The organism is Candidatus Magnetominusculus dajiuhuensis, from assembly GCF_046044395.1.
GTDB classification, from domain to species: Bacteria; Nitrospirota; Thermodesulfovibrionia; order Thermodesulfovibrionales; family Magnetobacteriaceae; genus Magnetominusculus; species Magnetominusculus dajiuhuensis.
On the sequence record NZ_JBJUSG010000013.1, the window covers coordinates 1 to 26,294 of the forward strand.

A 26,294-nucleotide genomic window follows, 5' to 3' on the forward strand; every position below is an offset into this window, starting at 1 on the left:
CTTTTCCTAATGGCCGCCATTAGACTTTTCCTCCTAATGGACAATCTGGGATAAAGATAGCGAGGGCGGTGCTGACGGCTAAAATCTCCAATTGCCGAACCGTCCTTAGGCGCATGTTAAGAGACCATTCAGAATCACGCGACGGCGCGGCGGCCGGGAAATTTGACATAGACGCAGTGTCAATGGCTGCCGACAGATTAGGCATGTCAATAGGCAAGTTGCAGCGTCTGGGATCGCTTGACGAGATAAGGGGTATTGAAGGAGACGCGGCACATAACTATTTCAGCGTCTTTGACAATCTGATTATTTCACAGAAGGAGGAGTTCTATTTCAGGGAAAGGAGCAGGCGTCCGCCGATGGACAATGTCAACTGCCTGTTATCTTTTTTATATACGATAGTGCTGCATGACATACGCTCAGCGTGTGAGACGGTGGGGTTGGACCCTGCGGTAGGGTATATACACAGGGACAGGCCGGGGCGGCCGGGTTTGGCGCTGGATATACTTGAGGAATTCAGGCCATACCTTGCGGACAGGCTTGCGGTAAGTCTGATAAATCTTGGTCAGGTGCGGCCATCGGGGTTTAAGAAACAGGAGGCCGGAGGGGTTTTGATGGATGACGATACGCGAAAAACTGTTCTTATTGCGTATCAAAAGAGGAAGCAGGAGGAGTTGACGCACCCGTTTTTAAATGAAAAAGTACCGGTGGGATTGCTGTTTCACGTACAGGCGATGTTGTTAGCGCGATATATTCGTCAGGATTTGGACGGTTACCCTCCGTTCATATGGAAGTAGGTGGAAAATGCTGGTATTGATAAGTTATGATGTATCTGTGGAGGGGGATGGAAAGAGGAGATTGAGGAGGGTAGCGAAGGCATGTCAGGATTATGGGCAAAGGGTACAGTATTCAGTGTTTGAGTGCATAGTAGATCCGGCGCAGTGGACACTTTTCAGGCAACGGTTGATAGATGAGATAGACGAGGAGTGTGACAGTCTACGATTTTATTTTTTGGGATCGAATTGGAAGCACAGAATAGAGCACATAGGGGCAAAGGGCACATATGATCAGGAAGGACCTCTGATATTTTGAAAATGCGAACCCAAAGCGGACATATTTACACAGGAGGGTTCGCGCAGACCAAAATATGTTATAAAACAAAGAGTTATAGCTGATGTTCTTTGACAACTATGGAATAAGCTACACAAAACCGCCAAATCCGCGGAAAGTACGTATAAAAGCCTTGACTATCAACACGATACAAGGCGACGTCGCCCCTCACGCAGGGGCGTGGATTGAAACTATCCAATTGTCAACCTCGCTACAAGGGAATAATGTCGCCCCTCACGCAGGGGCGTGGATTGAAACTTAAAATCTTGTGAAGTAAACTTGAACGCGTAGGGTCGCCCCTCACGCAGGGGCGTGGATTGAAACATAATATCCCTCTCACTCGTTAATCCCGCCGCAGTCGCCCCTCACGCAGGGGCGTGGATTGAAACGCCGTTCCTATATAGAGTCTGTCCATAAACTCTAACTTCTTAATAAATAAGGTTAAATGGTATAATTGCAGAGAAATATAAAAATGGGAGGGGAGAATGAATTTACTGAACGATTTGAAGCTGCAATTCGAGAAAGGATTATGGGCATTGAGCGTCACAATGTATTTCTTCATATCCAATCCTCGTTGGTAGACTACGAAGATAGTATATTACATCTATTGCGTTATATCATAGTTGACATGACACTATTAGCCTGGATTTTGGCGGCAGCGGCACAGGCTCACCCATTCATCCTTTCCTTTTCCTATTGCCCATCTTCCACTGTACAACTCCATGTTTTTTAGGACATTGTTACTTTAGCGTGACAGGCGTGACAGTGTTGTTGAAAATAACCGCTTGTTTTACTTATAATAACTATAACCTTATGAGTCCCCGTGGAAAAAATATAATTATCGCGCTTTTGTTGGTTGCTATAACTTTTGGCGTTTATTGGAATGTCAGGGGGAATTCATTCGTCAATATTGACGACCCTCAGTATGTAACCATAAATCCGTTTGTAACTCAGGGACTGACCCTCAAGAGCGTCGGGTGGGCATTTCGGACTACCTTTTTTGTCAACTGGCACCCGCTGACATGGCTTTCTCATATGGCGGATGTTGAGCTTTATGGACTTAATCCGCGCGGCCACCATTTGACTAGCCTTATTATTCATATAATTAATACGCTCTTACTGTTTTTCCTCTTAAACCGCTTAACATTGTTGCCCTGGCAGAGTGCCTTTGTAGCGGCGGTTTTTGCCATTCATCCGCTTGGTGTGGAGTCAGTGGCTTGGGTGTCTGAACGAAAGAATATCCTCAGTACGCTGTTTTGGTTTCTTGGTATATGGGCATATATCGGGTATGTCCAAAGGCCGCGATTTATTAAATACGCCGCCGTGTTTTTGTCTATGGCGGTTGGGCTTATGTTTAAACCCATGCTTGTCACCTTTCCCGTGACGCTGCTGCTGTTGGATTACTGGCCGTTTAACAGATTTGCACTACAAGGGGGCTTGCCGCGTGTGATGCGGCTGGTAGTTCGCGCGGTAGTGGAGAAACTCCCGTTGTTTGCCCTATCGCTGGCCTCCGCTTTCGTGACATACGAGGTTCAGCTTAGGGCGTACGCAGTTCAGCCACTCAGCCAACTCCCACTTAGTAAGCGCCTTGCCACGGCGGTCGTCTCTTACGTGCAGTACCTTCGAAAAATGGCGCTTCCCTATGACCTTGCCATACCATACCCATATCCCGATGCGCTGCCGCCCTATGAGGTATTATTATCCGCGTTGCTTATAACAACAGTAACCGCCGCAGCCATACGTTTGAGGCACAGCAGGCCGTATGTGCTGTTTGGATGGGGCTTTTATCTTATAACCCTCCTGCCGGTGATAAGATTCATTCAAACGGGCAGGGAGGCAATTGCCGACAGATATACCTATGTGCCTATGATTGGGTTTCTTATTGTAATTGCCATAGGGGCGTCTGATATTTTATCGGGAAATCGTTTTAAAAAATATATTTTATCTGCGGCCACCACTGTAACTATCATATCGCTGGCCGCGGTAACATGGTTTCAAATCGGTTATTGGAGGGATTCCTACACCTTGTTTGACCATTCGATTAAGACTATTGAGGGAAATTACATGGCCTATAACAATTACGGCGCGGCCTTCCTTGAAGACCACAAACCGGAAAAGGCCGTGGAAATCTTTACCAAGGGCCTACAGATCAAGCCCGACAGCCCGGAACTCAACTATAGCATGGGCGAGGCGCTCACAAAACAAGGGAAGTTTGAGGAGGCCATTACCTACTTCTCTCGCTCATCAACTCTTATGTTCTTCGACGGTGAGGCCGTTTTGAATAAGCGCTATGGGATAGTCCTGCTGAAAGAAAAAGATTACGCCGGGGCAGTCTCATATTTTAAGATTGCCCTGTCTATTCATCCAATGGATACCGAGGTGCTGAATAACATGGGGATTGCTCTGATGGGATTGGATAAATCTGAAGAGGCACTTGAGGCGTTTTCGCGTGGGGTTGCTGTTAAGCCTGACAGCGCCACCCTGCGCTTTAACAAGGGGCTGGCACTCAAAAAAGTCGGCAGGCTCAACGAGGCCATCCTTGAGTTTGAGCAGGCCGCGCGTCTGAACCCCACCTCTGAGACCGTCGCTAAAACCCTTGATCTGGCAAAGCGCCAGGCTTCTGGCCTTTAGTCAGGGACAGAATATGAAGCGTAACTGCCTGACGGTGGTTTTCTTTGCGGTGGCCGTGTTTGCCGTATATATCCCTCTTCACGGTAGCGGCTTCGTGAGCTTTGACGACCTCAACTATGTTGTATTAAATTCACATATAAAATACGGCCTTACACTGAATAATATAATGTGGTCATTTAAGTCCACATACTTTGCGAACTACCACCCCGTGACGTGGCTTTCTCACATGGCGGACATCAGTCTCTACGGTCTGAAGCCGATGGGACATCATCTTACCAGTGTGCTGTTTCATGCTGGCAATACCGTAATACTATATCTTCTTCTATTGTTAATGACCGGCAAATACGGCCAAAGCGTTGCCGTAGCCGCGCTATTTGCCTTCCATCCTTTTGCCGTTGAGTCTGTGGCGTGGGTGTCGGAGAGGAAAAACGTGCTGTCCACATTCTTTTGGCTTTTGACGATTGTCGTTTATGTGTATTATACGCGGAGGCCTGTCCTTGCCAGGTACTCTGCGGCGTTAGGGTTATTTGCCCTGTCTCTGCTGTCAAAACCGATGGCGGTGACGCTGCCCTTTACGCTGTTGCTTATTGATTATTGGCCACTTGGGCGGTTTCAATCGGGCCGCCGCCCTGTCCTTAAGAGCATCATTGAGAAGCTCCCGTTTTTTGTGTTTTCGATTGCCAGCGGAATAGTTACCATATTAGTACAGCAAAGGGAGGGGGCGATTGTCCCGCTTGATGGTCTGCCTATGAGTGGCCGCCTTGTAAACGCCATAATGTCGTATTGGGCATATTTAGAGAAAACCCTGTACCCTGTGGGGTTTGCCGTGTTCTACCCACACATAGACGTGTTTTCAGAGAGTGAGGTGGCCATTAAGGGGTTGTCCCTATTAGTAATTACTGTGGCCGCATTTTTGTTGAGAAAGAGGGCACCGTATTTTCTCATGGGATGGCTGTGGTACATTGTGACACTTGTACCTGTGATACAGGTGATACAGGTTGGGGGTGCGTCTATGGCAGACCGCTATGCCTACGTGCCGCTGATAGGGTTATATATTATCTTATGCTTTGGGGTAGGCGAGGGGGTTGAGAGCCGTCCGAAGGTTCAAAAGATAACTGGCGCTATTTTTACAGCGATACTGCTGGTACTTGCGGCCCTTACATGGCGGCAGGCGGAGGTATGGAGAGACTCAGGGACGCTTTTTAAACATGCTGCCGATGTGACTAAAGGAAACTACGTAGCCTATAACGAGTATGGGATGTATCTTGAGGGGGAGGGGAGGTTGGATGAGGCGATTCGGGAGTTTTCAAAGGGCCTTGAGGTGGCCCCTGACAATACGCTCTTAAATTTCAACATGTGGGAGGCCTTAAACGCGAAGGGTTTTATTAAGGATGATGAGGCAGATAAATATTACCTGAAGGCGCTACCACGCAATAATACAGGCGAGCCGTCTCTGTTTAAGGCGCGTGGCATGGAGTTGATGAGAGCCAAAAACTACGACAAGGCAGTCCAGTACCTATCAAAGGCGCTGCAAGCAGCGCCGAACGATGCCGAGCTTTATAATTACCTGGGCTTAACCCTCGGTGCGCAAAAAAAATATAAAGAAGCGCTTGAGGTTTTTGCAAACGGCCTGAAAGTAAATCCATCGTCGTGGGAACTCTATTTCCACAGAGGTTTAATACTCAAAGCAATGGGCAGAGAGGACGAGGCCGCGGAGAGTTTTCAAAACAGTCGGCACCTCAATCACGGCAACGGCCAGAGTCCTGAAGCCGCCAACGGGCGGCAGGTGGAAATTAAATAGATAAATCTTTTTATGTCTTCAGCACATCGTCTAAAATATAATAAAACGCCTTTACCGACGGCGCGTCTTGTGGGATTTCTACGACAGGCCTGCCATTTAAATCAGCTTCAAAAACCGTATCGTCATCCGGTATCACCCCGGCCACTCTGAGGCCAAGTCCTTCGGCGTAGTCTTTTAATTTAACCGCATCCGGCCCTTTGACCCTATTTATAATTACAAATCTCTGACCGGTTTGCAGTGAAAGCTCTCTAATAAGGTCATCAATTCTCTTTGCCGTCTTTATTCCCTTCACTGTCGGATCGCTGACAATAAACATGAGGTCAACGCCGCTGCTTGTTCGCCTGCTTAGATGCTCCATGCCGGCCTCGTTGTCAATTACGACAAACGAGTAGTCATCGGCCAGCTTGTCCGTGTATTTTCTGATAATATTGTTCGCGGCGCAGTAGCAGCCCTGGCCTTCGGGGCGTCCCATGACAAGCAGGTCAAAGCCCGATGCCTCGACGATGGTTTGCTTTATCTGATAGTCAAATATCTCCTCAGTGGTGAGGCCACCGGGGCGGCTTCCTGAGCGGATTGTCTCAAGGGCGGTCTCTCTGATGCCGCCGATAGTGGCGTGTACGTCAACGCCTACGGCGAGGTTGAGGCAGGAGTTGCTGTCGGCGTCAACGCCAAGGACGACCTTGCCAGTCTTCTCAATTAAATATCGAATAGTCAGCCCTGCTAGGGTGGTCTTGCCCGTTCCGCCTTTCCCTGAGAACGCTATGATATAGGCCATGTCAGTTTTTCTTTACCGCTTCAAGCATAACGACAGCGAATCTGCCGTGCTGAAATGGATGTATATCGGGATACTTCGAGTATAGCCAGCCTTTGAAGAGTTCCTTGCCCGCCTCTGAGATAATCACGTTGACCGCCGGATTGTTCAGCTCCGCGGAGATGGATGTTATCGTAAGTGAGTCCATCCTGAAATCGGGGAGGAATACGACAGGTTTCAAAGTCACCTCGGAGCCGGGAATTTTGTATTCGGAGCCGAGTTTGATAGTCACGTCCTGAGCCTTATTAGTATTTTTATCTAAAATGGAGAGTTTCACGGCTTCCCATTTACCCTTTACGTTGTCGGGAATGACGACCTCTATCTGGTGTTTTTCGCCGCTGCCCTGTTGTTGCCCACTGCTCTGTTGTGAGGCGTGGCTGTCGTCTTTCTTTTGTTTTGTGAGTGTATCGGGATTAATACTAACCTCAGGGGCAGGGTCGGGTTTGTTAGAACACGCAGACAGGCTAATAAGCACAGCAAACGTGGCTGACATCAATATGCTCAGGAAACCAGTTCTCATAGTAATATCCATCCTCCTTATCACGCGCCCTATTTTTGCATTATCGGCGAGGTATTGTCAACCGCATCATCTGGCACGGGAAAGCGTTATTGCAATAACTATTCGATGGGTGTATAATAGGGCTGTGTTAGTTACAGCGAAACTGAAAGAAGGGGTAAAAGCAAATAAGATTTAATAATAAATACCTCAGCCGTCTTGTCTGTCAATTCGCTGTCATCGTATGTGCGGTAGCCGTTGCGATTTCTCTGAGCGGGTGCCTTGTTGAATCTAAAAACGGGGTAGTCTCCGATGACAGGTCAAATATCGTAATCAACAAAAATCTCTACGGGCAGTGGATTAACGAGACCAATTTATATAATGTATTTTATAATCCAAATACCATGACCTCCTATTATTGGGTCATTGAGGAAGGTGACAAGACCGGGCGCACTGGCAAGGGGGATTTTGTGGAGTTTAATCTGGCCAGAATCGCCGGTTCCCTGTATGTTGATATGCTTTTTACTGAATATAAGGGCAAGAAGACTCACAATATCTTAAAGGTTGAGTTTGTTGACCCAAACACTATGTACGTATATGTCTTTAATCTGGAAAAGGACTACCTTATAAGGCATAGCGAGGAGATAGCCTTTGAAAACTCAAAAGGGGCTGCCGACTCTGAGGAGTTTTTAATTACATCTGACACTGTGCAGTTACAGCGGTTCATAAAAAATCACGAGCACTTGTTTGATGGCGAACCTCTGGTCTTTAGAAAAGTCAAAGACACGAATAATGATACCGTAAAGCGCCTCGTTAAGTCTTATATAGGCGACACGGCAAACACGAAATGAAGAGATATAAAATAAGGCTGAGGTATAGGTATGAGTAGTAAAGACATTGATATTAAAGATTTAAGAGCCGCGATAAGCGTGGAGTATACGGAGGTTGCCGCAAATCCACAGAAGGGTTTTCATTTCAATACAGGGCGTAAGTTAGCGGGCATACTTGGTTATACTGAAATGAAGCCGGAGGGTTTGATTGACGAGGTACCGGCCGGGGCGCTTGAGTCATTTGCCGGTACGGGGAATCCATTTTCTGTTGATAACATCAGGGTGGGGCAGCGGGTGGTAGACATCGGGGCAGGGGCGGGATTTGACAGTTTTATTGCCGCCAGACTGGTTGGTACTACCGGTAAGGTCATAGGGGTGGAGATGACAGAGGAGATGCTGAACAAGGCTCAGGGTCTTTCTAAAGAGGCCATGATGCCCCAGTTGGAATTTCTCCACGGTTATGCCGAATCCCTGCCTGTGGCGGATGAGTGGGCCGATGTGGTTATCTCAAACGGGGTAGTGAATCTCTGCCCTGACAAACTGGCCATATTTAAGGAGATGTTCAGGGTGTTGAGGCCGGGGGGCAGGATACAGATTGCTGATATAGCCGTTTCTAAGCCGGTTTCTGACGATTCAAAGCGTGATATTGCCTTATGGACGGGGTGAATTGCCGGCGCTCTGTTGGAGACAGAGCTTGAGGCCGTGGTTATTGATGCAGGTTTTATTGATTTTAAGATAACGTGGCGCAAAGATGTATTTATCGGTGCCCCTCAACACTGTAAGGCTGCGGAGTATGGGACGCTGGGTATTAATTATTATGCCTATAAGCAAAGCCGTAAGGAACACTGGGAAACCGTCTACAAAACCAGACAGCCTGATAAAGTGGGCTGGTATGAGGAGTTTCCCGCGGTATCGTTTAACATGATTAAATCCACAGGTGCAGGGGTTAACGCTAGTATCATAGACGTTGGGGGCGGCTTGTCGAACCTCGTAGATAACCTGATATTGTCTGGATACAAAAGGATAACCGTCCTTGACATCGCATCCCCGGCGATAGAGAAGGCAAAGGAGAGGCTCGGCGATAGGGCAGGCGCTGTCAGGTGGATTGAGGCCGACATTACAGAGGCCATGCTGCCGGAGGATTATGACGTCTGGCATGACAGGGCGGTCTTTCATTTTCTTACCGATGTTGGCCACAGAAAGAAATATATAAACGCCGCAAAACAATCACTGAGGGTAGGAGGCCACCTTATCATTGCGACATTTTCATTAGACGGCCCGCCGACATGCAGCGGTTTAGAAGTGGTAAGATACAGCCCGGAGACACTGGCTGATGAGTTTGGAGTTGATTTTGACCTGATATTGTCTTACACTGTTGACCACATTACGCCGTCAAAGGTGCCGCAGAAGTTTATATTTTGCCGCTTTAAGAGGGTGAGGTAAAAAAGTTATCTTGTCCCCCTTTATTATATAACGGGCTTTATATTATAATGCGTGTATTATATATCTCGTTAGATAGTGCAATAATCCAGTCTATATTTTGAAGGAGGTACGGTTATGAAGTTCGGCGATATAACGCGTTTTCTCACTGGAGTGGCAATTCCGGTGTTTTCGATAAGGACAGATGAGGGCTGTGGCATAGGTGAATTCCTTGATTTGATAAAGATGGGGTCGTGGTGCAAGAAGGCGGGTCTGGACGTCATTCAGATATTACCGGTTAATGATACGGGGACAGACTCCTCACCCTATAACGCCATCAGCGCCTTTGCGCTCCATCCGGTATATGTACGCCTTGGGGAACTTGCGTATTCTGTTAAGATTTTTAAAGAGGAACATAAAGAGGAGATAAAGGCTGCCGCCTCGCGCCTGAATGCCCTTGAGCTTGTTGATTATCCCGCTGTGAGGCAATTTAAAGAGACAATGCTCAAAAAGATATACGATGATAATCTTGATTCTATTAAAAAAGATAAGACACTTGGGACGTGGATAGATTTCAACCCGTGGGTAAGGTACTACGCTGTATATCGCTGCCTGAAGGACATTCACAAGCAAGACTGGTGGAAGGGGTGGCTCACGATGCAAGACCCAGGGGCGGGGGAAATCAACAGCTACTGGACTAAGAATCAGGACGATGTCTTGTTTTACGCATGGGTGCAGTTCGAGCTTGAGAAGCAGTTGAAAAAGGCCGCCAACGCACTTGAGTATATGGGGCTACGATTAAAGGGTGATATTCCGATTATGATAAACGAAGACAGCGCCGATGTCTGGGCCGAAAGGAAATACTTCAATTTGGGCATGAGGGCAGGGGCACCACCGGACATGTTTTCGGAAAGCGGCCAGAACTGGGGATTTCCTTGCTATAACTGGGACGTGCTGGAAAAAGAGGACTACTCATGGTGGCGCCAAAGGCTAAAACAGGCATCGAAATTCTATCACGCCTATCGCATAGACCATGTACTGGGGTTTTTCCGCATATGGGGGGTTTCTGAGAAAGAGCAGACCGGCATACTTGGGTATTTCAGTCCGGCTGTGGCAATAAAGAAGGCAGATTTGATAAAATCCGGATTTAACGAGGACACGATAAAATCCTTTGTCCAGCCGATGTTTACGCGGTCATATGTGACGAGCCTCTTTGGCAACGCCTCAGATGGCGTGATAAGAAGGTATTTTGAGATGACAGAATCTGGCCATCTGGCCTTTGTGGGCGCGATAGAGGGCGAAAGGGCAATCGCCGCCCTGCCCGAGGAGCAGTCTGTCAGGGACAAGCTCATAGGACTTTACCACAACAGAATCCTGCTTGACACTGGCAAGGGCTATCTGCCGGCATGGTATTACTACAGGACAATGACGTTTAACAATATGACAGAAGATGAGCGCGGGCGTCTGCGGGAACTGGTCGAGGCAAACAACGCCGCGCAGGACGATTTATGGCGCAGTAACGGCAACAAACTCCTGGCTATGATGTGCGAAACTACGGACATGCTGGTCTGTGCCGAGGACCTTGGAGCGGTACCCCCGTGTGTTGGCGAGGTGCTGGAAGGGATGAAGACGCTGGGCCTGAAAGTAGAGCGCTGGGTAAGGGAGTACAACAAACAGGACTCACCATACATAGACACGTATTACTATCCACGGCTTTCCGTATGCTGCCCTTCGGTTCATGACACCTCCACGCTGCGCGGCTGGTGGGAAGAGGCCAACTGGGACAGAACCCAGTATTATAATACCATTGGGATGACGGGCGAGTGCCCCAGGTACCTGACCACTGAATTAGCCGAAAAGATAATAAGACGCAACTTAAACGCCAACTCAACAATAACTATCTTCCCCTTTCAGGACCTCCTGTCGCTCCACTACAATCTGCGCACCAAAGACCCTGAGCAAGAGAGGATAAATATCCCCGGCACTGTTGGTACAAAGAACTGGGCATACAGGATGAGAGACAACATAGAGGGTATAATAAACTATGACGAGTTCAACAACTATCTCAACGGCCTTATTGATGAGCGCCGCCGCCGCTCTTTTTAAAACTATGAAAAGGGATGGAAATACCGCAAATGAATGAGCTAAGAAGAGGCAGCTTACTGTCAAAAATAGGTAATATAGAGATCTACAGGGGCACTCCGGCCTACTTTGGTGCGACATTAGTGCGCGACGGCGTGAACTTCGCGGTGTTTTCCAAACACGCCGAATATGTAACCCTTGTGATTTTCAAAACAGGGGAGCGTGACCCCGAGGTGGAGATAATCCTCAACCCGGCTTACAACAAAACAGGCGATGTATGGCACACGTTTCTGCGCGGTATTAACACCTCGTCACGTTATTGCTACCGGATGGGAAGGAAATCGAAGGAGGACGCGGAGTATCACAGATTTGACGACGAAGTGCTTCTGTTAGACCCATATGCGAGGGCCACTTCAGGCGCTTCTCAGTGGGGAACAGTCTATCTGCGGCGCGGCGACGAAAATCGAAATGTCAACATTAACATCCGCCGTTCTATAATCGTTGATAATGATTTCGACTGGGGTTACGACCAGCCGCTGAATATTCCCTTAAAGGATTCAATAATATACGAGCTTCATGTGCGCGGCTTTACGCAGCATCCCTCGTCCAGGGTGACAAAGCCTGGCACGTATGCCGGTATTGTCGAGAAGATTCCATACCTGAAGGAATTGGGGGTAACGGCCGTTGAGCTACTGCCTGTTTCGGAGTTTGAGGAGATGGACTCTGACCGGATGAATCCCCTAAACGGACGGCGTCTCCTGAATTTCTGGGGTTACCAGCCTATATCTTTCTTTGCGCCCAAGGCGTCATACGCCTATGAAGGCACAAACGGCGGGCAGGTAGCTGAATTTAAGGCGATGGTGAAGAGTTTCCATGAGGCCGGAATTGAGGTCATTCTCGACGTCGTGTTCAATCACACGGCAGAGGGTAATGAGCGAGGCCCGACATTCTCATTCAGAGGAATAGACAACTCAATTTATTATATCATTGACTCCGTGATGGGCGATTACCACAATTACTCCGGCTGCGGCAACACAGTAAATTGCAACCACCCCGTGGTGCGCAATATGATAGTGGATTGCCTCAGGTACTGGGTGATGGAGATGCACATTGACGGTTTCAGATTCGACCTGGCCTCTATACTAGGCAGGGGGCGTGACGGATCGGTGCTGGCAAATCCACCCGTTTTAGAGAGGATTGCGGCAGACCCTATACTTGCCAATACAAAACTGATAGCGGAGGCATGGGATGCCGCTGGCCTTTATCAGGTTGGCTCATTCCCTAACTGGGGCAGATGGGCAGAGTGGAACGGTAGTTTTCGCGACGACGTAAGGCGCTTTGTCAGAGGGGAAGACGGCCTCGTACCGTCTTTAATACAAAGACTTACCGGCTCTCCAGATTTATATGAACAGGGCGGACGCGAACCGTACCACAGCATAAATTTTATAACAAGCCACGACGGGTTTACCTTAAAAGACCTTGTCTCATATAACAGAAAGCATAACAGGGTCAACGGCGAAGACAGCAAAGACGGTTCCAATGACAACGAGAGCTGGAACTGCGGCTGGGAAGGGCAGACCGATTCGTGGGAGATAAATAATTTGCGAATGAGACAGGTGAAGAACTTTGCGGCTATCCTGCTTTTCTCTCACGGTGTGCCGATGATACTTGGCGGCGATGAGATGGGGCACACCCAGCAGGGCAACAACAACGCCTATTGTCAGGACAACGAAATCAGTTGGGTTGATTGGGATTTGACTAAGAAAAATGCCGGCCTTGTCAGGTTTTTCAGGTTATTTATAAAATTCAGAAAGAGATTGCCCTTATTAAGTCCCGGGTCGTTCAAGGGAGATGGGACAAACTCTATTACATGGCATGGCGTTGAAATTGGCAAACCAGACCTTGAGTTTCATTCAAGAACACTGGCCATGCTACAGTCAGGCGGCCCCCGTGGCCATGACGTTTACTTTATTATGAACTCCTATCACGAAATATTGCGGTTTGAGCTGCCCCCGCTTCCCCACTACAAAAAGTGGTACAGGGTTGTGGATACCAATCTTGAACCACCCCACGACATAGAAGACACGGGTGGAGAGGTAGTGCTGAATGAGCAGAGGTTTTACGATGTGTTCGCGCGCTCGGTACTGGTTCTGATAAGCAAGTGAGATAAGCTAGTGCCAAAGGCAAGATTGACATAATGTTGTACTGTAGAGTATTATACGTGTTGAGATGGTTTTGTGTTGAACCGTTAACCGATAACTGACATAGAGATGACGAGGAGGCAATGAATGAACATTAACGAGCAGATAGACATGATAGTACAGTCGGTTCACTCTGATCCATTTGCTGTATTAGGGGCACATCCCACGAAGTCCAACAATAATGACGCCATAGTGATAAGGGCGTTTCTTCCGGGAGTGAAGGAGTTGTTTGTCGTAAGGACTGATAATGTAAAGAAGGTGTATGCCGCTACAAAAATTCGGCAGGAAGGTTTCTTTGAGGCCATCGCCGAGTCAGTAACCGAGATATTTCCCTATAAATTAAGGGCCACATACGAAGACGACAGAAAGCGTGAGTTCATTGACCCCTATGTATTCCTGCCGGTGTTGACCGATTTTGACCTTCACTTGATGGACGAGGGCACACATTATAAGAAGTACGAGAAGCTGGGCGCGCATGTCGTGACGATAGACGGTATTGAAGGCGTGTTTTTTGCCGTATGGGCACCAAATGCCATAAGGGCCAGCGTGGTAGGGGATTTCAACAACTGGGATGGAAGGGCAAATCCCATGCGCATAAGAGGTATGCACGGGATATGGGAATTGTTTATCCCTGAGATGGGAGAGGGCGATGTCTATAAGTTTGAGGTAAAGGGCAGATATAATGACTATATTGGAACTAAGTCTGACCCATACGGGTTTTATGCCGAGGTCAGGCCAAAAAGCGCCTCTATTGTTTATAACATAGAAAAATATAAGTGGAATGACGGTGAATGGATTGCTAAAAGGCGGGAGACCAATTGGCTTGAGTCGCCTATAAGCACATACGAAGTGCACCTCAGCTCATGGATGAGGGTGCCGGAGGCTGAAAACCGCTGGCTGACATATCGTGAATTGACAGAGAAGTTAATCCCCTACGTCAGAGACAACAATTTTACGCATATTCAGCTTCTCCCCTTGACAGAACACCCCCTTGACGCGTCGTGGGGATATCAGCCTGTGGGTTATTTCGCCCCAACGAGCCGCTATGGAACCCCTGACGATTTCATGTATTTTGTTGACAAGTGCCACGAAAATGGAATCGGAGTCATAATGGACTGGGTACCGGCGCATTTCCCACGGGACTCTCACGGCCTGTCCTACTTTGACGGTACCGCCCTGTATGAACACGCCGACCCGCGCAAGGGTGAGCACAGAGACTGGGGAACCCTGATTTTCAATTATGGCAGAAACGAAGTCCAGAACTTCCTGCTAGCCAACGCCTTGTTCTGGGTTGACAAGTATCACCTTGATGGACTCAGGGTTGACGCGGTTGCCTCTATGCTCTACCTGGATTATTCAAGGAAACCGGGCGACTGGATTCCAAACCAGTACGGTGGAAACGAAAACCTTGAGGCGGTTGCCTTCTTAAAACGTTTCAATGAGGTTGTACACGGCTACCACCCGGGTGTGATGACAATAGCCGAGGAATCCACCGCGTGGCCTATGGTCTCGCGCCCCACATACATTGGCGGACTTGGATTCAGCCTGAAATGGAACATGGGATGGATGCACGACATACTGCTCTATTTCCAGAAAGACCCCGTGCACAGGAGATTCCATCACAATAACCTGACCTTTGCCCTTCTGTACGCCTTTACAGAGAATTTCGTGAATGTCTTTTCCCACGACGAGGTCGTGTACTTAAAGCGTTCAATGCTGGATAAAATGCCCGGTGATCTGTGGCAAAAATTTTCAAACCTGAGGCTGCTCTTCGCCTACATGTACGCGCAGCCTGGTAAAAAACTGATGTTTATGGGAAGCGAGTTTGGCCAGTGGAAGGAGTGGAACTTCGACACGAGCCTCGATTGGCATCTGCTTGATTACGAGCCACATCAGAAACTCCTTAGGTTTGTGAGGGATTTAAATGCCCTCTATAAGAACGAAAAGCCGTTGTATGAGGTTGATTTTAGCCATCATGGGTTTGAGTGGATAGATTTCTCAGACTACCAGAACAGCCTCATATCGTTCATAAGGAAGGGGAAAGACCCCGATGACATCATGGTCTGTGCGTTTAACTTTACGCCGGTACCAAGGTTGAACTATCGGATAGGCGTCCCGGTAGGGGGTTATTATAAAGAGATGTTAAACAGCGACGCCGACATCTACTGGGGCGGCAATGTGGGAAACTGGGGCGGATTTTACGCTGACAACGTGTGGTGGCAAGGTCGGCCACATTCGCTGTCGCTGCAACTGCCACCTCTGGGCGCTGTGTTTCTAAAGCCAATAAAACAATAGTGCGGCATTGAAGCCGTGTGCGGTGGTACAAGCTGACAGCGTGTTTGTGCCGCCCATGCAGGGATAATTTCACAGGGGGTCTGCCCACAGGGGTCTGTCCACAGGGGGGGCTGCCCGCAAAAAAATCTGCCCGCAAACGGCCTGTCTTTGTTGTCCGTTGCTGTGTTTAACTTTGTGGGTTCGTTGCCGAAGAAATGATTGACCCAACAAGATTTATCAATAAAGTTAAAAAAAATATTGATTTTCTCATTACAATTATGCCATCATTCACAGTCGTGTAATGTCGCGGGATTTAAATGGTGGCGTGTGTGCAGGCTGCCAATTCGGGGGTAGGGTGACCATAAGAGGATATAAGTTGGGCAAGGTGGGTGTTGTTAAGGCCGGTGTTGTACTGAAATCATTGCTGTGCGCGGCAGCCTTTGTGGGATTGATATTAATAATTCCCGCAGTGTCGTCGGCCATAATGCTTGACCAAATCGTGGCCATGGTAGATAAGGAAGTCATAACATGGAGCGAATTGTACAAGGCGATGGAGTTTGACCTCAAAGACAAAGTCAGAGGCATGTCAAATAAAGAACGTCTCGAATTTTTGAAAAAATACGAAAAAGAATTCCTCGAAAGATTGATAGAGGTGAAGCTGCAGCTGATGTACGCCGAGACCGCCCATATAACCATAGCCGATAAGGAAGTTGAGGCGGCAATTGAAGATATGATGGGTAAGTACTCGTTAACAAAGGAACAATTTAAGGACGCGCTCAAAAAAGAAGGCTTTACGTTTGATGAATACCGAAAGAGGCTGAGCGATCAAATCCTTCTGCAAAAGGTTGGAAACGTGATTATGTCAGAAAAGGTCATGGTGACTGACAACGAGGTAGCCCGGCATAGCAAGTCATCAAAGCTGGAAAAGGGACCGATGAAGTATAGGTTGAGGTTGATATTAATCTCAAAAAAGGATGACAAGGAAGAGAATCTGCTGGCAAAGAAAAAGGCTGAGGACGTGTATGGCCACCTGATGAAGGGGGTTGATTTCAGGACGATGGCCTCTCAGTTTTCAGACGACCCAACCGCCGGGTCAGGCGGAGACCTCGGCTATGTGAGCGCGGATGATATGTCTAAGGAGCTGCTCCCCATAGTGGAAGGGATGAAAGAAGGCGACATTAGCATGATTTTCCTCACGCCAAGGGGATTTAACATAGTCCAACTGCTTGATAAAAGGGCAATAGACACAGATGAAAAGCTATATTCCGAGGTGAAGTCTGAGTTGCTTGAGCAGAAGGCTAAACGGGTATATAAGGATTGGATAAAATCCCTTAAAGAAAAGCACTTTATTAAAATAATTCTATAAAATACTTTAAATAATTCTTGACATTGAATATATGATTTGTTACAATACCAACGGTGGCAGAATCAGGCAAATAACAGACAGGATAAGACATAACACAACATGACAAAAGCAGGTGTGATAACATGACAAAAGCAGGTGTGATAACATGACAAAAGCAGATATAATAAACTCGCTGTTTGAGAATGTCGGCCTTCCGAAAAAGGAATCCGAGGAGATCATAGAGACAATCCTTGACGCCATGAAAAAGACGTTTGCAGACGGCGAATCAATAAAGATCTCCGGGTTTGGGACTTTTAACATAAGAAAGAAGCGTTCGCGCAGGGGGCGCAATCCCAAGACGGGCGAGGACATTGAGATTACACCCAGAACAGTGGTGACCTTCAGGCCTAGTAACCAATTAAAGGCAGTAGTGGAGTAAAGTTCAATGATCAAGCCGCAAGCCGCAGAATCAGGCAAAAAAGCCAAAAAAGATGATACCCCGCATAAGCTCTTTTACAAGATAGGGGAGGTCAGCCGCCTGACCAGTCTTGAGCCGTATGTGCTGAGGTATTGGGAGACAGAGTTTGGTTTTCTGAAACCCCGTAAAGGCAAGTCCAGGCAGCGGATGTATCAGAAGAAAGACATAGAGATACTGATAGAGATAAAGAGGCTGCTGTATGACGAGCGCTTTACGATAGAAGGGGTGAGGAAGAGACTGTCGGGCAAGTTTGAAGGCGATGTTGACGTTGAGGTAGCCGCTGACGTAGTTGACACAAAAGAGCCGGAGGCCGCTGGTGGGACAACGGCGAGGCAGCGAATAGAAAAGATAAAGTTACACCTGAGAGAACTCCAGTTAATACTAAGAAAATAAAGAGAAATATCGGGGCGTAGCGCAGCCTGGATAGCGCACTCGCTTGGGGTGCGAGTGGTCGCCCGTTCAAATCGGGTCGCCCCGATTTTAAAAAAATGATATTGCTGGCACTGTTAAGGTTGTTATAAAATATGAAGGCTATGGTTGACTGGTCAGATTGGTGTTCTTTATAAAAGTGCGCTGCCGGATTTAGCATGAACACGCTATCTATGGCATATGTGCAGGAGTTCATCTCCTCGCACACGGGGTTGAGCGTTGGCGATAAGGACTTAAAGTCTACCGTTATGTCGAGGATGAAGGACTTCGGGTTTGGCCATGTTGACGAATATTGCAGGTTCCTTCAGACCGATTCCCCTGAAAGCAAAGACGAGTGGAAGCAGTTGTGCCAGATTATCACTACCGGCGAGAGCTTTTTTTTCCGCGATAAGGGGCAGTTTCAGCTTATAAGAAACACCATACTTAAGGAGCTTATTGAGGCCAACAGAGACCGCAGGACACTTCGCATCTGGAGCGCAGGCTGCTCAACCGGCGAGGAACCGTACTCAATTGCCATCACCATCTTAGAGCTGCTGCCCGATGTAAACCTCTGGGACATCACTATTATTGGCACGGACATCAACGAAGACGCCATCGAAAGGGCACGCAGGGGCCGCTTCGGCGACTGGTCTTTCAGGATGGTTGCCCCAGACATTATTGACACGTACTTTAAACGCCGCAAGGGCATGTATGAACTGCAGGAGCATGTGCGCCGCATGGTCGTATTCAGGCAGGGAAATCTCATAAGGGATTCCTACCCTGACGCCGCCGCCGGTATTTGCGACATAGATTTTATCATATGCAGAAATGTGTTTATATATTTTCAGCCCGAAAACATCGCCTTAGCCTTGGGAAAACTCTCCCAGACGCTCAACAAGGGCGGGTATCTCATCACCGGGCACGCCGAACTTCAGTCCATCAAACTAAGCGGCCTTGTCCCTGTTAACTACCCTCAGAGTATCATCTACAGACGCCTGGCTGACACTACGGACGAGCCTCACCAACAGCAGATGAATTTTAAGCCGGTCAAACAAATATCAATCATAAATGTTCAGAGAAATGTTAAAATCAACAGGCCACTAAGCGCGCAGCAAAAAACTACTGTGGACGCAAAAATGGCCACCGCCGCCGCTGCTAAGGATAAGCCCAAAGATGTAAGGGCGTTATCAGTGGGCGAAGGTTTATATTCAGAGGCGCAGGCCTTGTACAAGGAGGGCAAATATCCCCTGGCGATAGAAAAGGCAACTAAGTTTCTAATGGACAACCCAGGACATTGCGACGCCCATGTCCTGCTTTCGCGGGCATACGCCAACACTGGCGACTTAAAGCGCGCCTCCGATGCCTGTACCAGCGCGATGGAGATTGATTCGCTGAGGCCGGAGCCGTACTATATGCTGGCACATATAGCCGAGGAACAGGGTAAGACAGAACAAGCCATGGAGATGTTCAAACGGGTCATTTATCTGGATGCCCGGTGCGTCCCGGCCTATGTTGAACTCAGCGCCATCTATGAGCACAAGGGCGACCCCAAAAGAGGGGTAAAACTGGTAGAGGCGGCCATTAAAATCCTTGAGGGCCTGTCCGCGGACAGCCCTGTTGAATTTTACGACGGTGTGACGGCGGGGGAATTGTTGGCACACTTAAGAAAATCCAGTAAAATAAAGTAATAATTGAGGTTATAACGTTGGAAGGGCAGTCATCAATATCATATTTGGTGTTTCGTGTCGGCAGGTTTGTATATGCGGTACCGACGATTGATGTTCGGGAGATAATCCATTTGCCCGAGTTCAGGCAAGTTGACGAGGCACCGGACTATATAGCCGGGCTTGTCAGCATTCGCGGGACGGTCGTCCCCCTGATTGACCTTGGTATGCGTTTTGGACGCACCTCAAGCGCGCACCACCACCAGTACATGACGACTGACAAGGTCATCATTTTTAACTGTGACGGCAGCCCCACGGGGATTATCGTAAATGAGATCGTTGATATATATGAAATCCCCGCTGATTCGATTGTGCCCGCCCCGGCATATGGCCGTGATGCCGTGTCGGCAAGTGTTTTTATCGAAACGGTGGCAAAAATAGACGAAGACATTATTATGATCCTCAATCAAAAGAAATTATTCGACCCCGTTTATAAGCCGACTGAGGATTCGTTAACCGGCAGCGATGCCGGCCAGTCTTTCTGCCAGATTGCGGATGTTGATAAATCAATCTTTCACAAGCGTGCCTTAGAGCTGGCAAGTTCTGCCTCAAGGGAGGGACAGGAGGACGACCTGATGCCGCTTGCCATCGTAGAGGCGGGCGGGGAGCTGTTTGGAATTGAGCTTGATGTGATACGAGAATTTATTAATATCAACGAATACCGGCAGGTGCCGTGCTGTCCTGCCCACATCGTTGGCAATATCAACCTCAGGGGCGAGATATTGACGCTTATTGACATTACAGGCGTGTTGTCGCTGGCCAGAGGGAATATTAAATCAGCCGTCGTGGTGGCGATAGATAATTTTACCGTCGGCATCTGTATTGACAATCTAAGCGACATCCTGTATCTGCCAGTGTCGGGGTTTAAAGAACTGCCAGCGGCCTTAGGTCAGGCCAGCGAGGATTTCTTTGAATTTACGGCGCTTTACGATGGGCGGGCGGTGGTCGTCATAAACCTGCAGAGTATCCTGTATAAGGGGAATTTGATAGTAAATGAAGTGTTATAATATAAAAATTGCAGCATCAAGGGAGGAAGACCAATGGACTTAAAGGTGTCGTTGACATTAAAGCAGAAACTATTTGTTTTATTTGTATTAATAGGGTTAGTGCCGTTTCTTGCCATTGGCGCGTATTCTTATATAACGGCGAGGAATGCCTTAATTGATGCGGCTTTCAGACACCGTGGTTCAACGAAGGATTTAAAGAAGGCCAACATTGAGCAGTATTTCAGGCAAATAAGATACCGCTCGGTAACGTTTGCAGAGGATATAATGGTTGTGGATGCGATGAAGGAATTTACGGCAGCCTTTTTTGCCGTAGAAAAGGAATCCGGCGCTAAGTATGACGCTAACGCGAAATACAACGAAGACCTGCTCATGGCAAGGTATCAGGAACAGAAAGAAAAGACCCCTGATGTCCCCGACAATATAATTGCCACATGGTGGCCTAAGAAAAAAGCGGTTAAAATACTTCAGCATCAGTACATATCGGCAAATCCTTTTAGGGTTGGGGCCAAGCAAAATCTGGATTTTGCCGCCGCCGATAACTCGTACAGTTCCGTTCATAAAAAATACCAGCGTATATTTCGGCAATATGTGGAGAAATTTGGTTACTATGATATGTTTTTGATAGAGCCGGATACCGGCTACATAGTCTATACCACTATGAAAGAGCTTGATTTCGGGACAAGCCTGATGAGCGGCCCATATAGCGACACGAATCTGGCCAGGGCCTTTGACGCCGTCCTGAAATCAAAAGACAGAGACGTCGTAAAAATCGAGGATTATGAATCATATGCCCCGTCAAACGGCGCTTCGGCCGGCTTCATAGCCTCGGCTATTTACGACGGAGACAAGAAAATCGGAGTTCTGGTCTTCCAGTTGCCTATTGACAAGATAAATAATATAACGACCCGCAACAAGCAATGGAGTCAAGCCCAGGGGGTCTCCGGCAAGACTGACGAGACTTACATCGTTGGTGCTAACGACATGAAAATGAATACTGATTCGAGATATCTGTTACAATTGCCCGATATTTTTTACAATGCCATCCAAAAAACCTCTCAGGATAAAAAGGCTATTGAAAGGATAAAAAAATACAATACCACTATCAACCTTCTCACGATAACCGATAAACATATAAAAGAAGCGGCGGCCAACAAATCTGCTATAAGTACTTATTCTACGAATTATCTGAATATGCCAGTCCTGATGACCGCCTCCCCGCTTGACATTGAAGGTCTTAACTGGATGATAGTGGCAGAGGTTGCAAAGGACGAGGCCCTCTCTACCTCAACTCATTTATTTTATGCCATGTTGATCATGGGGCTGATTACCGCGATTTGCGTCGTTGCCATCGGCTGGAGGTTCAGCCGCTCAATAAGCATGCCGTTAAGCAGGAGTATCAACAACATATCAACGTCAACAACTGAGATATCCGCTACCGTGGAGCAGCACGAGAGAACCGCCTCACAGCAGTCAACGGCCGTCAACGAGACCACAACGACGATGGACGAGCTGTCGGCCTCGTTTAAGCAGTCTGCAGAGCAGGCCAAAAACGCCGCCGAAGGGGCAGACCACGTCATGCTTATGGCAAACGAGGGTGCGGCCAACTTAAATGAGATGCTTGCCGGTATGGCCTCATTAAAGGAACGGGTTGAGGCTACTGCCTCCATGATATTGCAGCTCAGTGAGAAGACTACACGCATAGAGAATATCGCCAACGTGGTGTCGGACTTCGCCGGTGAGACCAAGATGCTTGCCATGAACGCCGCGGTTGAGGCCGTAAGGGCCGGGGAGCACGGCAAAGGGTTTTCGGTTGTGGCCATGGAGATACGTAAACTGGCCGAGCAGAGCAAAAAATCCGCCGAGGAGATTAACTCCGTCGTAACGGAGATACAAAAGGCCACAAACACTACCGTCATGGTAACCGAGGAAAGCACAAAGACAGTAGATAAGGAAATGGAACTGGCCGACGTGGCCGCAGAGACCTTCGGTAAACTCTCCAGCGTGATAAGAAGCTCCGCGGAGAACATTCAGCAGATATTCTTAAATATCCAGCAGCAGTCAGCCGCGATTGCCCAGGTCGTAGAGGCCATGAACTCCATCAACAGGAGCGTTAAGGAGACCTCATCCGGCATAACTCAGACAAAACAGGGCATACAGAAACTCGACGAAGTGGCCAGAGACCTGAAACAAATGGTGTAATGATATGATGATAGAAGACAAGGAACTCAGAGAGATATTTAACGCCGAGACGCAGGAGCACATTCAGAATATCGAAGAGGGGCTTCTGCGGTTAGAGAAGGGTCCTGAGGACATGAAAGGGCTTATGGAAGGGCTGTTTCGTGAGGCCCACAGCCTCAAGGGTTCGGCGCGCCAGCTTGGCGTCAATAAGATGGAACTCCTCGGCCACACATTAGAAGACATGTTAAACGCGGCAAAGCGAGGTGTGAGGTCCCTGACCCCTGACATGATAAACGGCATATACAGGTGTCTCGACGCGATAAAGGAACTCCTGCAAGAGGCGACCACAGGGAAGGCGTCCTCTGTTAATGTCTCCCTTATAATTGCTGAGCTAAAGGCCAGCAAGGGCGACAAGGCCACAGAGCCATGCCCCGTTATACAGCAGGCCGCCCAAGTGGAAGGCCCGCCAAAGTGCCAGCTTCCACCGCCAACGCGTGATGATGAAATTGCTGCCGCGCCGCCGACTCCCGCCCCGATTGAGGAGATTTCCCCCGCCACGGTTCAGAAGGCGAAGGAGGCTGATAAGCCGGACGATAACCCGCAGGAGGCCGAAAGGGCGGCTCCACAGGAGCAGGAGTATCCGGCTATGATGCAGGAGGGTAAAAAATTCACCATTGATACAATACGCGTGGAGGCCTATAGACTTGATGCCCTTATGCTGCACATAGGTGAGCTGCTGGTTATGAAAAACCGTATAAACCAGCGCCTTAACGATATTGAAGAGACCGTGCATGTGTGGAATACGAAGTTATCAAAAGAACTAAGCGCCAAGGTCGGCATGGATACACATGAAGGCCATGAACTGGATAAACATGTTGGGATGTTCACCGGCAATCTGAATAATCTTAAGGGTGCCCTTTACGAAGACGACGCGAGGCTTACATTCATATCCAAGGAGATAGAGGAGAGGGCGCGCTCCCTGATGCTCCTGCCCCTGTCCAATGTCTTTAACCCGTTTAAGCGTATGGTAAGGGATTTGGCCAATCAAAAATCTAAAGAGATAGATTTCGTAATAGACGGCGGTGAGACAAAGGCGGAAAAGCGAATCCTTGAGGAGATGAAAGACCCTCTGATGCACATAATAAGAAACTCCATAGACCACGGTATAGAAACCCCTGATGAGCGCTTAATCAGGGGAAAAAGCAGGACTGGCACAATCACCGTGAAGGCCTATAAGAAGGCCTCAAACATACTAATAGAAATAATAGACGACGGGCGGGGATTAAATATAGAAAAAATAAAAGAGACGGCCATAAAGAACAAGCTGGCCTCTGTGGAGACACTGAGCGTCATGCCGCTTACGGAGCTGTATAATTTTATCTTCATGCCGGGCTTTACCACAAGCCCGATTATTACTGACATCTCCGGCAGGGGGGTGGGGATGGATGTCGTAAAAACCGCCCTTGCGCGTCTGAAGGGCACAATTGCGGTAGATTCCCTTCCTACTCAGGGATGTAAGATAACCATAAACCTGCCTGTGACGATTTCCACGACACGTGTGTTTATCGTAAAGGCCGCGGGGAGGACATACGCCCTGCCGATTGATTTTGTAAAGACCACGTTTATGGCCCCACTTGCGGACATATATAATGTGGATGGCCAGAAGACCATGACTTATGATAACACGCCGATGTCAGTCGTCTATGTGGCAGACATCCTTGAACTCAAAGGAGGCAACGGCAATAATAAAGCTGATAAGAAGTCTCTGGCCGAAAAGCTCCCGTGCATAGTCTTTACGCTGGATGGCGATAATTTTGGGGTCATGGTAGATACCCTTGTTGATGAGCAGGAAATCGTGGTGAAATCCTACGGCGGGATACTTAAAAGCGTGCGTAATGTCATTGGCTCGACCATATTGGGGACGGGCGAGGTGTGTATGGTGCTAAACCCCCAGGATATTTTAAAGACGATAAAGACCAAGGGGTTCACATCGGCGTCGCTTCAGAAGGTTGAGGCCCAGGAAAGGCCATACGCGGTTCTAGTGGCAGAGGACTCCATCACGACGAGGACACAGATGAAACGCATCCTTGAAGGGGCAGGCTATGAGGTGACAGTTAGTGTGGATGGCATGGACGCCTTGAGAAAGCTGGAGCTGGCCCAATTTGACGCGGTAGTATCGGATGTCCAAATGCCCAATATGGATGGCCTCACACTGACGGAGACCATAAGAAAGAATAAAAAATACAAAGAGCTGCCAGTGATTCTTGTGACCACATTGTCCTCTGAGGAGGATATGAAAAGGGGCGCTGAGGTGGGGGCAAATGCCTACATGAGCAAGCCCGCGTTTGACAGGCAGGTGTTTCTGGATACGCTGAAAAGGTTGATATGATGAAAGCTGGCAAACGCATAAAAGTGCTGCTTGTGGATGACTCTCCGGTGGCGGTGGAGGTTATGAAAAGGATACTGGCGACCTCAGACGAGATAGAGGTAGTTGGTACGGCAAGGCACGGCAAAGAGGCCCTTGAGATGATACCCCGTCTGAGGCCAAACGTGATTTGTACGGATTTGCATATGCCGCTGATGAACGGCCTTGAGTTTGTCAAAGAGGTCATGGCCAGACACCCGCTCCCTATACTTGTGATAAGCGTGTCGGTTTATGAAGACAACAAGGAAAACATATTTCAACTCCTTGAGGCGGGGGCGATAGACGTGTTTCCCAAGCCGCGCGGGGTGCAGCTTGGACAATCAATGAAGTTCTCATCCGAGCTGATTGCCAAGATAAAGATACTCTCAGGGGTTGTGCCATTTCGCAAACCAAAGAAACTGCTTATCCCCACGCCCACCCGCTATGTAGCAGCCCGCATCCCCAGGCCCTGTGCCGAAAGCGATGATGCGCTGCCATACATAGAGCCACTAAGCAGACCTCTGAAGATGATTGTAATTGGTGCGTCAACCGGCGGGCCTCAGGCCATTGAGGCCATTGTTAAAGCGCTGCCCGCGGATTTCTCAGTTCCCGTTGTCTGCGTACAGCACATAAGCGAGGGATTTATGGTAAGCCTTGTTGAATGGTTGAAGGGGCGCAGTAAGCTCAATGTCACTATCGTTTCGCATAACGAGCGGCCTGTCCCCGGCAATATATACTTTGCCCCCGATGACAAACATCTGAAAATAGACAAGTCAGGGGCCTTTGTCCTGAGCGACACACCTCCGGAGGGAGGGCATAAGCCGTCAATTACGTTGACAATGGTATCGTTTGTGGAGCATTATATGGGCGGGGTCTTAGGGGTACTGCTCACTGGGATGGGAAGAGACGGCGCAGATGGAATGCTCTCTATCGCCCAGGCCGGGGGCGTGACCATAGCTCAGGACGAAGACAGCAGTATCGTTTTTGGGATGCCAGAACAGGCAATCAAAATAGGTGCGGCCAAGTATATCCTTGATATAAACAAGATAGGAAAATTCTTAGTTAAAATTGAATGTATTGAAAAGAATCTGTGACTGT

18 protein-coding genes, 1 tRNA gene and 2 pseudogenes are annotated in these 26,294 nt (G+C 48.4%); 19 read left to right on the plus strand and 2 right to left on the minus strand.

Features of this window, described 5'->3' with window-relative positions:
• Nucleotides 1-53: 53 nt before the first annotated feature.
• The 4 genes and pseudogenes from cas1 to AB7D94_RS03325 form a co-directional block, all read left to right on the plus strand.
• Nucleotides 54-794 (plus strand): annotated as a pseudogene (cas1, locus tag AB7D94_RS03310) (CRISPR-associated endonuclease Cas1); the annotation flags it as partial.
• Between the two features lie 7 nt (nt 795-801).
• The gene (gene cas2 / locus AB7D94_RS03315; RefSeq protein WP_420264304.1) at nt 802-1,089 is read left to right on the plus strand and encodes a CRISPR-associated endonuclease Cas2; all 288 of its coding nucleotides are present in this window, start codon (nt 802-804) and stop codon (nt 1,087-1,089) included.
• Between the two features lie 768 nt (nt 1,090-1,857).
• On the plus strand, nt 1,858-3,738 hold the full coding sequence (locus AB7D94_RS03320; RefSeq protein WP_420264305.1) for a tetratricopeptide repeat protein: 1,881 nt from the start codon (nt 1,858-1,860) through the stop codon (nt 3,736-3,738).
• Between the two features lie 13 nt (nt 3,739-3,751).
• On the plus strand, nt 3,752-5,539 hold the full coding sequence (locus tag AB7D94_RS03325; RefSeq protein WP_420264306.1) for a tetratricopeptide repeat protein: 1,788 nt from the start codon (nt 3,752-3,754) through the stop codon (nt 5,537-5,539).
• Between the two features lie 10 nt (nt 5,540-5,549).
• Here the strand turns inward: AB7D94_RS03325 and AB7D94_RS03330 are convergent, their stop codons facing one another.
• A complete protein-coding gene (locus tag AB7D94_RS03330) occupies nt 5,550-6,314 on the minus strand; it encodes an ATP-binding protein (RefSeq protein ID WP_420264307.1) in 765 nt (254 codons plus the stop codon).
• Between the two features lies 1 nt (nt 6,315).
• Nucleotides 6,316-6,870 (minus strand): DUF2155 domain-containing protein, encoded by a 555-nt coding sequence (locus tag AB7D94_RS03335; RefSeq protein ID WP_420264308.1) that lies wholly within the window; start codon nt 6,868-6,870, stop codon nt 6,316-6,318.
• Nucleotides 6,871-7,250: 380 nt separating this feature from the next.
• Here AB7D94_RS03335 and AB7D94_RS03340 point away from each other — a divergent pair, with 380 nt between their 5' ends.
• The 15 genes and pseudogenes from AB7D94_RS03340 to cheB all read left to right on the plus strand — a co-directional run bounded on the left by AB7D94_RS03340 (nt 7,251) and on the right by cheB (nt 26,290).
• The gene (locus AB7D94_RS03340; RefSeq protein ID WP_420264309.1) at nt 7,251-7,697 is read left to right on the plus strand and encodes a hypothetical protein; all 447 of its coding nucleotides are present in this window, start codon (nt 7,251-7,253) and stop codon (nt 7,695-7,697) included.
• 30 nt (nt 7,698-7,727) lie between these two features.
• Nucleotides 7,728-8,504 (plus strand): annotated as a pseudogene (locus AB7D94_RS03345) (methyltransferase domain-containing protein); the annotation flags it as partial.
• Between the two features lie 54 nt (nt 8,505-8,558).
• Nucleotides 8,559-9,119, plus strand: a complete 561-nt coding sequence (locus AB7D94_RS03350) for a class I SAM-dependent methyltransferase (protein ID WP_420264334.1) — start codon at nt 8,559-8,561, stop codon at nt 9,117-9,119.
• A gap of 114 nt (nt 9,120-9,233) precedes the next feature.
• Nucleotides 9,234-11,201, plus strand: a complete 1,968-nt coding sequence (locus AB7D94_RS03355) for a 4-alpha-glucanotransferase (protein ID WP_420264310.1) — start codon at nt 9,234-9,236, stop codon at nt 11,199-11,201.
• A 29-nt stretch (nt 11,202-11,230) separates the two neighbouring features.
• The gene (gene glgX, locus AB7D94_RS03360) at nt 11,231-13,342 is read left to right on the plus strand and encodes a glycogen debranching protein GlgX (RefSeq protein WP_420264311.1); all 2,112 of its coding nucleotides are present in this window, start codon (nt 11,231-11,233) and stop codon (nt 13,340-13,342) included.
• A 123-nt stretch (nt 13,343-13,465) separates the two neighbouring features.
• Entirely contained in the window at nt 13,466-15,673 is a 2,208-nt protein-coding gene (glgB, locus tag AB7D94_RS03365) for a 1,4-alpha-glucan branching protein GlgB (protein WP_420264312.1), read from the plus strand.
• A 334-nt stretch (nt 15,674-16,007) separates the two neighbouring features.
• Nucleotides 16,008-17,018, plus strand: a complete 1,011-nt coding sequence (locus tag AB7D94_RS03370) for a peptidylprolyl isomerase (RefSeq protein WP_420264313.1) — start codon at nt 16,008-16,010, stop codon at nt 17,016-17,018.
• A gap of 145 nt (nt 17,019-17,163) precedes the next feature.
• A complete protein-coding gene (locus AB7D94_RS03375; RefSeq protein ID WP_420264314.1) occupies nt 17,164-17,436 on the plus strand; it encodes an integration host factor subunit alpha in 273 nt (90 codons plus the stop codon).
• Between the two features lie 6 nt (nt 17,437-17,442).
• Nucleotides 17,443-17,868, plus strand: coding sequence for a MerR family transcriptional regulator (locus AB7D94_RS03380; RefSeq protein ID WP_420264315.1), 426 nt, complete (start codon nt 17,443-17,445; stop codon nt 17,866-17,868).
• A gap of 10 nt (nt 17,869-17,878) precedes the next feature.
• A tRNA-Pro gene (locus AB7D94_RS03385) sits at nt 17,879-17,953 on the plus strand.
• A 109-nt stretch (nt 17,954-18,062) separates the two neighbouring features.
• Complete coding sequence (locus AB7D94_RS03390; protein WP_420264316.1) at nt 18,063-19,571, plus strand: CheR family methyltransferase; 1,509 nt, start codon at nt 18,063-18,065, stop codon at nt 19,569-19,571.
• A gap of 17 nt (nt 19,572-19,588) precedes the next feature.
• Nucleotides 19,589-20,614: a chemotaxis protein CheW gene (locus tag AB7D94_RS03395; protein WP_420264317.1), complete on the plus strand. Its 1,026-nt coding sequence runs from the start codon at nt 19,589-19,591 to the stop codon at nt 20,612-20,614.
• A 33-nt stretch (nt 20,615-20,647) separates the two neighbouring features.
• Nucleotides 20,648-22,813 (plus strand): methyl-accepting chemotaxis protein, encoded by a 2,166-nt coding sequence (locus tag AB7D94_RS03400; RefSeq protein ID WP_420264318.1) that lies wholly within the window; start codon nt 20,648-20,650, stop codon nt 22,811-22,813.
• Nucleotides 22,814-22,817: 4 nt separating this feature from the next.
• Nucleotides 22,818-25,181, plus strand: coding sequence for a hybrid sensor histidine kinase/response regulator (locus tag AB7D94_RS03405; RefSeq protein ID WP_420264319.1), 2,364 nt, complete (start codon nt 22,818-22,820; stop codon nt 25,179-25,181).
• A complete protein-coding gene (cheB, locus tag AB7D94_RS03410) occupies nt 25,178-26,290 on the plus strand; it encodes a chemotaxis-specific protein-glutamate methyltransferase CheB (protein ID WP_420264320.1) in 1,113 nt (370 codons plus the stop codon). Before AB7D94_RS03405 ends, cheB begins: the two co-directional genes overlap by 4 nt.
• Nucleotides 26,291-26,294 lie beyond the last annotated feature (4 nt).